The organism is Bradyrhizobium sp., assembly GCF_049691595.1.
Classification (GTDB): Bacteria; Pseudomonadota; Alphaproteobacteria; order Rhizobiales; family Xanthobacteraceae; genus Bradyrhizobium.
On the sequence record NZ_JBAVNZ010000544.1, the window covers coordinates 1 to 10,684 of the forward strand.

The window sequence follows — 10,684 nt, forward strand, 5'->3', positions numbered from 1 at the left end:
TCGTCCTGGAAGGAGAACACGCCCTCGTTCGGCCGGTCCTGATCGGGCAAAAATTTGCCGAGCGCGTCGGTGAATTCCATTGCGGGGGTTTCCACCGGCTCGAACCCGTAGCGCTCGAAAACCTCGCGGATTTTTTCCATCATCTGCCGCGTGGCGGCGATGGCGGCGGGGCCACGGTCTTCCAGCCCGCGCGGCAGGCGGGCTCTCAATTTCTGCGGCTTCTTGGATTTGTCGGCCATGGGCGGCGTTGGTATCAGCGCAGGCGCGACGCGGCAACCTTGCTTACTTCTCCCTCCCCCGCGCTTGCGGGGGAGGGAGCGCGCCGATATGGCCCAGCAGCGAATTCCAGGTCCCGCCGCCCGTCACAGGACCGTTTTGATCCAGTTGTGCGGGTCGGCCGCGCGGCCGTACTGGATGTCGACCAGCTTCTTGCGCAGCCCCATGGCGACGGGGCCGGCGGCGCCGCCGCCGAGGAGAAAATCGCCGCTCGCCGAACACACCTTGCCGATCGGCGAGATGACGGCCGCTGTGCCGCAGGCGAAGGCCTCCTTCAGCTTGCCGCTGGCGGCATCCGTGCGCCACTGGTCGATCGTGTAGGCCTCCTCGCGCACGCGCGTGCCGGAATCCTTCGCGAGCGCGATGATCGAATCGCGGGTGATGCCCGGCAGGATCGTGCCGAGCGGCGGCGTCGAGAGCGAACCGTCGTCGAACACGAAGAAGACGTTCATGCCGCCGAGTTCCTCGATGTAGCGGCGCTCGACCGCATCGAGGAAAACCACCTGATCGCAGCCGTGACCGATCGCCTCGGCCTGCGCGCGCAGGCTCGCGGCGTAGTTGCCGCCGCATTTGACGGCGCCGGTGCCGCCGATCGCGGCGCGGGTGTAGTTCTCCGATACCCAGATCGACACCGGCGCAGGTCCGCCCTTGAAATAGGAGCCGACCGGCGAGGCGATGACGGCGAAGATGTATTCCGCGGAAGGCTTCACCCCGAGGAACACCTCGCTCGCGATCATGAAGGGCCGCAGGTAGAGACTGCCCTCGCCGCCCGGGATCCAGGCGCGGTCGATGCGCACGAGCTGCTCGACCGCTTCGATGAACACGGGCTCGGGCAGCGGCGCCATGGCCATGCGCTCGGCCGAATTCCGGAAGCGCCGGGCATTGGCGTCGGGGCGGAACAGGCTCACGCCGCCGTCGTCGCGCTTGTAGGCCTTGAGGCCTTCGAAAATCTCCTGCGCGTAGTGCAGGACGGCCGTGGCCGGATCGAGCGGAAAATTCGCGCGGGATTCGACGCGCGCGCCATGCCAGCCCTTCGCCTGATTGTAGCGGACCACAGCCATGTGATCGGTGAAAATCCGGCCGAAGCCCGGGTCCACGAGCCTTGCCGCGCGCTCCTTCTCGGACGTCGGATTGGTCGCAGGCTGGATTTCAAATTTCAAACTCGTTCCCTTGCTTCCCGCCGTCGGAACCGGCGCGATTTCCGGCGCCGGCGCGTCTCTCCGGGCCATGACGCCATCGATCTTGTCGAACGAAACTCCCATCGGCTCTCTCCCGGATTGGCGCGGAAAACGCGCGCCTTGCGCCTTGGCTGTTCAAACCTCGGCGCTGTTTAATAGGCCTGGACCTCACCTGCCAGCCCCACGGCCGGTTTCCATCGCCAACAGGTCGAAAACGACATGCTTTTGCGGAATGCCGAAGTCCAGTATGTTTGCCGAAATGCCGCTCGACAATCGCACGGTAGTCCAATTCGCGGCCCAAACCGCCATCGCTGCCTTTCGCAGGCCAGCCGATACGAAACGATCTAAAATTTCGTCGTGGCCGCCAGTTTTGTAACATTGAACCCAAGATATGGCAATATGGCTGACGTAAATTTCCCAAGCCCGGCCGCCGAACCCGATTTGAAGGGGGTGGAGGGGCCGTCCGCCGCTGCCGGCGCGCGCGAGCTGCGCTGGGAGGTCATCGAGCTATTGTTCTTCGCCTATCGGGATTTCGTCGGCGACGCCGACCATGAGCTGGAGGCGTTCGGGTTCGGCCGCGCCCATCACCGGGTGCTGCATTTCGTCCATCGTTATCCCGGCCTGAAAGTCGCCGATCTGCTCGACGTGCTGCGCATCACCAAGCAGTCGCTGGGCCGGGTGCTCAAGCAATTGCTCGACGAGGGCTACATCGTGCAGAAGACCGGCAACAACGACCGGCGGCAGCGCCTGTTGTATGCTACCCAGAAGGGCGAGGCGCTGGTGGCAAGACTCGCCGGCCTGCAGACCGATCGCATCAATCGCGCCACGGCCGATATCGATCCGGCCGGCGTCGAAACCGTCCGCCGGTTCCTGCGGGCGATGATCGATCGCGACGATCCCGACAAGGTGCTGGAAGCGATTTTCGGAAGCGGCGGCAAAAAGACGAGGGAAGCGTGATCCAGGCTGCAACCATCGCGCGAACGCCACCGAGGCCGGCCGACGACGCCCCGCATTTGCTGCTGGTCGACGACGATCGCCGGATTCGCGACCTGTTGTCGCGCTTCCTCGCCGGCGAAGGCTACCGCGTCACCACGGCGATGAGCGCCAGCGACGCCCGCGCCAAACTGCTCGGGCTGCATTTCGACCTGTTGATCCTCGACGTCATGATGCCCGGCGAGACCGGCTTCGATCTCGCCCGATTCATTCGCACCACCTCGGACGTGCCGATCATCATGCTGACGGCGCGCCACGAGGCGGAGGCGCGGATCGAGGGCCTGCAGATCGGCGCCGACGATTACGTCGCCAAGCCGTTCGAACCGCGCGAACTGGTGTTGCGGATCGGCAATATCCTGAAGCGCACCGTACCGCCGCCGGTCGAGATGCTGGAGCAGGTCGCGTTCGGGCCGTACGTCTTCCATCTGGAGCGCGCCGAACTGCGCGAGGGCGAAGCGATCGTTCATCTGACCGACCGCGAGCGCGAGATGCTGCGCATTCTGGCGGCGGCGCCGGGCGATACCGTGCCGCGCGCCGCGCTGACCGGCGGCGGCACCGTCAACGAACGCGCCGTCGACGTGCAGATCAACCGCCTGCGGCGCAAGATCGAGCGCGATCCCGCCAATCCGCTGTTCCTGCAGGCGGTGCGCGGCATCGGCTATCGCCTGGTCGCATCGCCCTGAGCAAATCTCCGATGAATCGCGCCGCATGAGCACGCTCGACACCGGCCTCACCCTGATCCGCAACGCATCGCAGCGCGTCGCCGCGGCCAATGGCTATGTCGGCAACGCGTTCAAGAGCTGGATGCCGGCCGGGCTCTATGCCCGTGCGCTGCTGATCATGATCGTGCCAATGGTGATCCTGCAGACGGTGGTCGCCTTCGTGTTCATGGAGCGGCACTGGAATACGGTGACGCGGCGGCTGTCGGCCGCGGTGGTGCAGGACATCGCCAGCCTGATCGACGTCTACAAGGGCTATCCGCAGGACAAGGAACGCGCGCAATTGCGCCGCATCGCGCAGCGGCTGCAGCTGGTGGTGGATTTCCTCCCGGTCAGCGACATGCCGCCGCCGGGTCCAAAGCCGTTCTTCTCGCTGCTCGACCAGACGCTGTCGGTGCAGATCGGCCGGCAGATCGCAAGACCGTTCTGGATCGACACCGTCGGCCGTTCCAATCTCGTGGAGATCCGCATCCAGCTCGACGACGACGTGATGCGCGTGTTCGCCCAGCGCAGCGCCGCCTATGCCTCGAATTCCGAGATCTTCATCTTCTGGATGCTGGGGACGTCGTCGATCCTGCTGATCGTCGCGGTGCTGTTCCTGCGCAACCAGATCAAGCCGATCCTGCGGCTGGCGGACGCCGCCGAGAGTTTCGGCAAGGGCCGCGAGGCGCCGAACTTCCGTCCCCGCGGCGCAAGCGAGGTGCGCCGCGCCGCCTACGCGTTCCTCGAAATGAAATCGCGCATCGAGCGCTCGATCGAGCAGCGCACTGCGATGCTGGCCGGCGTCTCCCACGACCTGCGCACCATCCTGACCCGCTTCAAGCTGGAGCTGGCGCTGATCGGCGACAGTCCCGAGGTCGATGCGATGCGCAAGGACGTCGATGAAATGTCGGGGATGCTCGAGGACTATCTCGCCTTCGCGCGCGGCGACGGCGGCGAGAATGCGCAACCGACCGACATGGCGGCGGCGCTGGAGCAATTGCGCGGCGACGCCGAGCGCAACGGCCATGCCGCCACCGTGACCTTCCACGGCCTGCCGGTCGTCACCGTGAAACCGGCGGCGTTCAAGCGCTGTCTCGGCAACCTCGTCTCCAACGCGGCGCGGCACGCCAATGCGATTTCAATCACCGGCCACCGCGATCATCGCTATCTGACGGTGACGGTCAACGACGACGGCCCCGGCATCCCCGCGGGCATGCGCGAGGAAGTGTTCAAGCCGTTCCTGCGGCTCGACGGTGCCCGCAACCAGGACCAGGGCGGCAGCGGGCTCGGCCTGGCGATTGCCCGCGATATCGCCCGCTCGCATGGCGGCGACATCACGCTCGGCGACAGTCCGATGGGCGGGCTTCGCGCGACCGTGCGGATTCCGGTTTAGGCGCCCAATCTCCCTCGCCCCGCTCTTGCGGGGAGGGCGTTGGGCGAGGTGTTCAAACCGCTACTTCGGCAGCTGCTTCGGGATCAGGTCCTGAAGTTTTTCCATGTCCTTGATGTTCATCTTCATGCCGCCGGGCATCACGATATCGCCGGGCTTCTGGTCGGGTTTGCAGGCGCCCAGCCACTTCGCCTCGATGACCGTCGTGGAGTCGCGCGGCGCGCCGTCTGGACCGCGGTCCCGGTGCGAGGTCGATTTCACGGTGTAGGCGGAGTTGAAATCGCCGGTGACTTCCGAATGCGACGTTATCGCCATGCCCATCATGTTGCAGACGGAATCGGTGACATAGCCGGTTGCGGTCTTCTGGACGTCCTGTTTGGAGCAAATTTCCTTCGTCATCGGCGAGAACGCCGTGTTCATCTGCTTGTCGGTGGTCTCGTCGGTGCAATGCTGCATCGTCATGTCGGGCGCCGGAGCGCCGGCGCGCAGCACCTTCATTTCCCACAGGCCCGCCTTGCGGACCGGCAGTTCCACCGCGCCGGCGCCGCTCGCCGGCACGAGGGCGAGGAGGCCGAGAACCGAACCAAGCAAAAAAAGCGGTCGCGTCATGCCTGTGCTCCCACGGATGTCCAATCCAAAAACCAGGGCTGCCGGTCAGTACAGCGCGCCTACAGGCCGATCGCTGGCGCCATAGGGCACCCAGCGGCAGGCGAACGAAATGTATCCGCCATCGTGGGCCTCCACGGCGAGGAATTTCACTACCTTGCCGTAAAAGGCGCAGTGATCGACCGCGCGCTGGCGGACATCGATCTGGCTCGCCACCGAATAGGCAATGATGCCGCCGGTGTCGTTGGCCTTGAAAGGCGGTACCCAGTCCGCCTGTGCCGGCGCGCCGGCCAGCATCCCGCAGATGGCAAAGAGGCTCGCGGCCGTGATGATTCGCATTTCGGACTCCCTTGGCTTCACCGCACCTTAAGGCCCCTCCAGGGCCATGAAAAGAACGCGCGGCGGTTCGATCGCCGACTTCTCGGCAGGTGTTGCCGTGTTGCACTTGACCTTGTCAGGGCTTCGCGGCACCGTTCCAAGGATTGGATCCAGGGGTTGGATCGTCAGGCGGATTCCCATGCGCAACCTCTTCACATCTCGCAACAAGCTCGGCGCCGCGCTCGGCATGCTGTTCGGCCTTTTGGCCGGCGGGGAGACCGCCCGGGCCGCCAATCCGCTGGAGCTGAATTTCGGGCTGTTCGGCCCGCGTTACGACGGGCGGGTCGGCGAATGTGAAAAGGCGCTGCCGACCATCACCTCGCAGTTCCGGGAGAAGGAAAGCACCTTCTGGAATTCCGCGCTGACCATAACGGCCTATGGCCGGATCCACCAAACCGCGTTTCGGCCCTGGCAGTCCGACAACATTCCGCGCCGCTATTGCAGCGCCGACGTCATGCTGAGCGACGGCAAGCTGCGTGCCGTGCACTATTCGATCATCGAAGACGGCGGTTTTGCCGGTTTCGGCCAGGGCGTCGAATGGTGCGTGACCGGGCTTGATCGCAACTGGGCCTTTAACCCCGCCTGCAAGGCCGCGCGTCCCTGATTCGAACCGCAATCTGGTGATCTCTCGCGGCCGCGCCCCGGCTTGTCTCGGACCCATGCAAATTTTGTTCTTGAAATGTTCCGGTTGCCTGCTAGGCTCGGGGCAGTCCGAGTGAGGGGGCGTTTTCATGGTTCGGTTGGTCAGGATTGCCCGGTTTCTGATTTCGCTCGCGGCCCTTTCCGTGGTCTCCGTGGGGGCGGCGTCCGCCCAGGACCGCCGGCAGAATACCCCGGGCGAGTTCGATTTTTACGTGCTGTCGCTGTCATGGTCGCCGTCCTTCTGCGAGGAGGCCACCGAGCGCGGCAACGGTGGCCGTTCGCAGGCCCAATGCGGCGGGCGGCCTTTCTCCTTCGTCGTGCACGGGCTGTGGCCGCAATATGAGCGCGGCTTTCCCGAATATTGTCAGCGGCCGTCGCCGCGGCTGGCGCGCAATATCATGACCTCGATGCTCGATCTGATGCCGGCGCCCGGGCTGATTTTCAATGAATGGGACAAGCACGGCACCTGTTCGGGCTTGAGCGCGCGGGCCTATTTCGAGAACATCCGCAAAGCGCGCGCCGCGGTGAAGATCCCCGAGGAGTTTTTGCAGTTGTCGGAGCCGAAGACGGTCGCGCCCGGCGAGCTCGAGGACGCCTTCATCAAGGTCAATCCGGGTTTGAGCAACTCGGCGATTTCGGTGACCTGCGGTGGCCCGCGCCTTCGCGAGGTGCGGATCTGCCTCAGCAAGGACATGCAATTTCGCGCCTGCGAGGAAATCGACCGCCGCGCCTGCCGCCGCGACCAGGTGCTGATGCCGCCGATGCGGGGCGGGTAGTGTGGCGGCGCGTTCCCCGGATGCTGCGCAGCGCGCCGCGTTTGCGGCGTGGTGCGCTGCTGATCCGGGGTCCATCGTTCTGACGCATCTGGGTCCCGGCTCTGCGGAGCAGCGTAAGAACGCCGCACCGCGTCCGGGACACGTAACTCAGAGCGCCTTTGCTCAGCAAGCTGCCGTAGCGTACTGCTGACGGCATGAACTACCGTCACGCCTTTCATGCCGGCGGCTTTGCCGACGTCATCAAGCACATCGTGCTGGTGCGCATCCTGACCTATCTGCAGGAAAAGCCGGCGGCGTTTCGCGTGCTCGATACCCATGCCGGCGCCGGCCTCTATGATCTCGCCGGCGACGAGGCGCGCCGTGGCGGCGAATGGCTGACCGGCATCGCGCGGGTGATGCAGGCGCGGTTCACCGAAAGCGCGATGCCGCTGGTCGCGCCCTATCTCGATATCGTCAGGGCGTTCAACCCGCAACGTGAGCTGAACGCCTATCCGGGATCGCCGCTGATTGCGCGGGCGCTGCTGCGGCCGCAGGATCGTCTCACCGCCTGCGAGGTCGAGCCGCACGCCCGCAAGCGCCTGATCGACGCGTTGCGCCGCGACACCCAGGCGCGGGTGGTCGACCTCGACGGCTGGATGGCGCTGCCGGCCTTCGTGCCGCCAAACGAGCGGCGCGGCCTGGTCCTGGTCGACCCGCCCTTCGAGCAGAAGGACGAGTTCGAGCGGATGGCCGATGGTTTTTCGGAAGCCTTCGCGAAATGGCCGACCGGCAGCTATTTGCTGTGGTATCCGGTCAAGAGCCGGCGCGTTACCGACGGCCTGGTGCGCCATGTCGCAGCCGTGGCGGCCAGCGGCCGACCGCCGGGAAAATGCCTGCGGCTGGAATTTTCCGTCGCGCCGCAGCAGGCGGGCAGCGGCCTTGGCTCGGCCGGTCTTCTGATCGTCAACCCGCCCTGGATGCTGGCAACGGAGTTGAAGACCATCCTCCCCGAACTGGAGAAGCCGCTCGGCCAGGGCGGTGCCGGCCGGTTCCGGCTCGAGACGCCCAGGCCCTAGGCCTCGTGTCCCCAGCGAAAATGTGATTGGGCCGTAGTCAATTTGCGCGGAACCGTATTATGCTCAGCCGGTTGGACTGGCTTTACGTTCCGCTTCCGCGAATGGTTGCGGCGGGGTGACAAGGCCTAAAAAAACCAGGCGGATCGGTGAGCTGACCCGACCGCTGAGGTGGCCAGGCTTCCGGCAGCGAATGTCCGGTCGGCCGGTACGCGGATTGCGTAGCGGCGGAGCAATACGGGGGAGGAGTTTTCCCGATGGCCATGACTGGGACCGTCAAGTTCTTCAATGGCGAGCGTGGCTACGGCTTCATCAAGCCCGATGATGGCGGCCGCGATGTGTTCGTTCACATCACCGCGGTCGAACGGGCCGGATTGAAGGACCTGACCGAAGGGCAGCGCATTACATTCGAGGTCGAGCCGGACAAGAAGGGCAAGGGCCCCAAGGCGGTCAATTTGGTGATTTCATCGTAAGCCGATGCTGAAAGCGGACCAAATTGTTGCGTGTGAAGTGACGCGGCACTGCCGCTCCGATCGACATGGCATGCTTGAGAGGGTGCCCGCCGGTTGACGAGTCAAAAAAAATCCCGGCCGCCTGTTGCGGCCGGGAGGTTGATCTTTCGGTTTCTTGTTCTCAGAAGTGATAGTTCACGCCGGCGCGTATCAGGCCGAAGCGGTAGCCGTTCGACGCGCCGGTGATGACGAAATTGCTGTTGGAAAGGTCGACATAGAGGTATTCGACCTTCGCGCTCCAGTTCGGCGCAAAGCCCATCTCGGCACCGAGGCCCGCGGTCCATCCCGCATTGGTATGGGATTCCGACAGGCCAAACGTCTCGGCGCGCAATTCGCCGAAGGCGAGACCCGCGGTGCCGTAGAACAGCACGCTGTTCAGCGCGTAGCCGGCCCGGCCGCGCACCGTGCCGAACCAGGGGTTGGAAAATTTCCAGGGCGCGAAGGTATCGTCGGCGGCGGTCGCCTGGATGTCGCCCTCGATGCCGAACACCCACGGCCCGTTTTGCCAGTTGTAGCCGGCCTGGACGCCGCCGGCCAAACCGGACGGCTTGGTCGGGTTGTTGTCGACCGAACCCCAGGCATAGCCGAGATTGCCGCCGAGATAGGGACCGGCCCAGCTGAAGGCATTGAGCGGCTGATTGACGGTATAGGGCGCGCCGCGCGATCCGTAATAGAGGTCGGCGGCCTCTGCGGGCATCGTCCAGCCTGTGGCGATCAGCGCCAGCGCACGCAAAACCAACCTGCTCATCACACTCTCCACCACACAACTCCCGTGACCGCCGGTGCGACACCGGTTTGGTTACGGAACTCCAGCTTAATTCCGTAAGATTTATCGGGAGTTTTCGGTTAAAGGGTTATTAAGCGCGGTTACCGCCCGCTCATCATTCTTAAGGAAGCGTTACCGGCGCGGCCGGGCGCCTCCCGCCGCGATGCTGGCGATGTCGGTCACCAGCGCCTAATTTAAGCCCATGGACCACGATTCTACCGATCATCCGAAAGCATCAGACCCCAGGCGGCCGCGGCGCGGTGGCGAACCGGACTTGCCGCCGCCCGATCTCGCCTCGGCCGATGTCGATCCCGCGACGTCGGCCACCGAGGAGGACGATGAGGCCCGGCTGCCGGAACCGGCCGAGGAAGCCGTCGAAGCGATCGCCGAAGGCCCGCTCGCGGTCGGCCATGCCGCGATCGACAACGCGGTGCGCCTCGCCCCGACCTCCCCCGGCGTCTACCGGATGCTCAATGCCGCGAGCGACGTGCTCTATGTCGGCAAGGCGAAAAACGTCCGCAAGCGCCTTTCCTCCTACGCCCGCGTCACCGCGGTCCAGCCGGCGCGCATCCTGCGCATGATCGCCGCCACCGTGACGGTCGAGATCGTCTCCACCTCGACCGAGACCGAGGCGCTGCTGCTGGAGGCCAATCTGATCAAGCAGCTGCGGCCGCGCTTCAACGTGCAGCTGCGCGACGACAAGTCGTTTCCCTATATCCTGATCACCGGCGACCATTGGGCGCCGCAGATTCTCAAGCATCGCGGCGCGCAATCGCGGCCGGGACGTTATTTCGGGCCGTTTGCGTCCGCCGGGGCGGTGGGCCGAACCATCACGGCGCTGCAGCGCGCGTTCCTGATCCGCTCCTGCACCGACGGGTTTTTCGAAAGCCGCACCCGGCCCTGCCTGCTCTATCAAATCCGGCGCTGCGCGGGGCCGTGCACCGGCGAGATCGATTTCCCCGGCTATACCGAGCTGGTGCGCGAGGCCAGCGACTTCCTGTCCGGCCGCAGCCATCTGGTGAAGCAGGAACTCGCCGGCGAGATGGAGAAGGCCTCGACCGAGCTCGAATTCGAGACCGCGGCACTTTACCGCGACCGCCTCGCGGCGCTGTCGGCGATCCAGTCGCAGCAGGGCATCAACCCGCGCACGGTGCAAGAGGCCGACGTGTTCGCCATCCATCAGGAAGGCGGCTATTCCTGCGTCGAGGTGTTCTTCTTCCGCACCGGACAGAACTGGGGCAACCGCGCCTACTTCCCGCGCGCGGAGAAATCCTTCACATCAGAAGAAGTGCTGGCCTCGTTCCTCGCCCAGTTCTACGACGACAAGCCGCCGCCGAAGCTCGTCCTGCTCTCGCATGAAATCGAGGAAGGTCAATTGCTGGCCGACGCGCTGTCGGTCAAGGCCGGCTTCAAG

The 10,684-nt window shown here is 65.0% G+C and carries 13 protein-coding genes; 8 read left to right on the forward strand and 5 right to left on the reverse strand.

The window, feature by feature from the left end:
• On the reverse strand, positions 1 to 239 hold a 239-nt coding region (locus WCE35_RS21955), incomplete at its 3' end, for an ATP phosphoribosyltransferase regulatory subunit (protein ID WP_424595418.1).
• A 123-nt stretch (positions 240 to 362) separates the two neighbouring features.
• Positions 363 to 1,538 (reverse strand): branched-chain amino acid aminotransferase, encoded by a 1,176-nt coding sequence (locus tag WCE35_RS21960; RefSeq protein ID WP_424595419.1) that lies wholly within the window; start codon positions 1,536 to 1,538, stop codon positions 363 to 365.
• 315 nt (positions 1,539 to 1,853) lie between these two features.
• Here WCE35_RS21960 and WCE35_RS21965 point away from each other — a divergent pair, with 315 nt between their 5' ends.
• The 3 genes from WCE35_RS21965 to WCE35_RS21975 are packed head-to-tail and all read left to right on the forward strand — an operon-like array spanning position 1,854 to position 4,541.
• Positions 1,854 to 2,411, forward strand: a complete 558-nt coding sequence (locus WCE35_RS21965; protein ID WP_424595420.1) for a MarR family winged helix-turn-helix transcriptional regulator — start codon at positions 1,854 to 1,856, stop codon at positions 2,409 to 2,411.
• Positions 2,408 to 3,130, forward strand: a complete 723-nt coding sequence (locus tag WCE35_RS21970; protein ID WP_424595421.1) for a response regulator — start codon at positions 2,408 to 2,410, stop codon at positions 3,128 to 3,130. Before WCE35_RS21965 ends, WCE35_RS21970 begins: the two co-directional genes overlap by 4 nt.
• Positions 3,131 to 3,155: 25 nt before the next feature.
• Complete coding sequence (locus tag WCE35_RS21975; RefSeq protein WP_424595422.1) at positions 3,156 to 4,541, forward strand: ATP-binding protein; 1,386 nt, start codon at positions 3,156 to 3,158, stop codon at positions 4,539 to 4,541.
• A gap of 60 nt (positions 4,542 to 4,601) precedes the next feature.
• Here WCE35_RS21975 and WCE35_RS21980 read toward each other — a convergent pair whose 3' ends face one another.
• Together WCE35_RS21980 and WCE35_RS21985 are read right to left on the reverse strand one after the other, a co-directional pair.
• Positions 4,602 to 5,147, reverse strand: a complete 546-nt coding sequence (locus WCE35_RS21980; RefSeq protein WP_424595423.1) for a DUF3617 domain-containing protein — start codon at positions 5,145 to 5,147, stop codon at positions 4,602 to 4,604.
• A 45-nt stretch (positions 5,148 to 5,192) separates the two neighbouring features.
• Complete coding sequence (locus WCE35_RS21985) at positions 5,193 to 5,483, reverse strand: hypothetical protein (RefSeq protein ID WP_424595424.1); 291 nt, start codon at positions 5,481 to 5,483, stop codon at positions 5,193 to 5,195.
• 178 nt (positions 5,484 to 5,661) lie between these two features.
• Here WCE35_RS21985 and WCE35_RS21990 point away from each other — a divergent pair, with 178 nt between their 5' ends.
• The 4 genes from WCE35_RS21990 (at position 5,662) to WCE35_RS22005 (ending at position 8,465) form a co-directional block, all read left to right on the forward strand.
• On the forward strand, positions 5,662 to 6,126 hold the full coding sequence (locus tag WCE35_RS21990; RefSeq protein WP_424595425.1) for a hypothetical protein: 465 nt from the start codon (positions 5,662 to 5,664) through the stop codon (positions 6,124 to 6,126).
• Between the two features lie 127 nt (positions 6,127 to 6,253).
• The gene (locus WCE35_RS21995) at positions 6,254 to 6,940 is read left to right on the forward strand and encodes a ribonuclease T2 family protein (RefSeq protein WP_424595426.1); all 687 of its coding nucleotides are present in this window, start codon (positions 6,254 to 6,256) and stop codon (positions 6,938 to 6,940) included.
• A 194-nt stretch (positions 6,941 to 7,134) separates the two neighbouring features.
• Complete coding sequence (locus tag WCE35_RS22000) at positions 7,135 to 7,995, forward strand: 23S rRNA (adenine(2030)-N(6))-methyltransferase RlmJ (RefSeq protein WP_424595427.1); 861 nt, start codon at positions 7,135 to 7,137, stop codon at positions 7,993 to 7,995.
• Positions 7,996 to 8,249: 254 nt separating this feature from the next.
• Entirely contained in the window at positions 8,250 to 8,465 is a 216-nt protein-coding gene (locus WCE35_RS22005) for a cold-shock protein (protein ID WP_028350729.1), read from the forward strand.
• Positions 8,466 to 8,625: 160 nt separating this feature from the next.
• On the opposite strand, the gene WCE35_RS22010 is transcribed toward WCE35_RS22005, so the two are convergent.
• Entirely contained in the window at positions 8,626 to 9,252 is a 627-nt protein-coding gene (locus WCE35_RS22010; RefSeq protein WP_424595428.1) for an outer membrane protein, read from the reverse strand.
• Positions 9,253 to 9,472: 220 nt separating this feature from the next.
• On the opposite strand from WCE35_RS22010, the gene uvrC reads away from it, so the two are divergent.
• Positions 9,473 to 10,684, forward strand: a 1,212-nt coding sequence (gene uvrC / locus WCE35_RS22015) for an excinuclease ABC subunit UvrC (protein ID WP_424595429.1), incomplete at its 3' end; no start/stop codon positions are given.

What these genes read in the sequence shown, in the direction of transcription:
- WCE35_RS22010 (WP_424595428.1), bottom strand. Translation starts at nt 9,252, where the DNA reads ATGAGCAGGTTGGTTTTGCGTGCGCTGGCGCTGATCGCCACAGGCTGG.
- WCE35_RS21995 (WP_424595426.1), top strand. Translation starts at nt 6,254, where the DNA reads ATGGTTCGGTTGGTCAGGATTGCCCGGTTTCTGATTTCGCTCGCGGCC.
- WCE35_RS22005 (WP_028350729.1), top strand. Translation starts at nt 8,250, where the DNA reads ATGGCCATGACTGGGACCGTCAAGTTCTTCAATGGCGAGCGTGGCTAC.
- WCE35_RS21985 (WP_424595424.1), bottom strand. Translation starts at nt 5,483, where the DNA reads ATGCGAATCATCACGGCCGCGAGCCTCTTTGCCATCTGCGGGATGCTG.
- WCE35_RS21975 (WP_424595422.1), top strand. Translation starts at nt 3,156, where the DNA reads ATGAGCACGCTCGACACCGGCCTCACCCTGATCCGCAACGCATCGCAG.
- WCE35_RS21965 (WP_424595420.1), top strand. Translation starts at nt 1,854, where the DNA reads ATGGCTGACGTAAATTTCCCAAGCCCGGCCGCCGAACCCGATTTGAAG.
- WCE35_RS21960 (WP_424595419.1), bottom strand. Translation starts at nt 1,538, where the DNA reads ATGGGAGTTTCGTTCGACAAGATCGATGGCGTCATGGCCCGGAGAGAC.
- WCE35_RS21990 (WP_424595425.1), top strand. Translation starts at nt 5,662, where the DNA reads ATGCGCAACCTCTTCACATCTCGCAACAAGCTCGGCGCCGCGCTCGGC.
- WCE35_RS21980 (WP_424595423.1), bottom strand. Translation starts at nt 5,147, where the DNA reads ATGACGCGACCGCTTTTTTTGCTTGGTTCGGTTCTCGGCCTCCTCGCC.
- WCE35_RS22000 (WP_424595427.1), top strand. Translation starts at nt 7,135, where the DNA reads ATGAACTACCGTCACGCCTTTCATGCCGGCGGCTTTGCCGACGTCATC.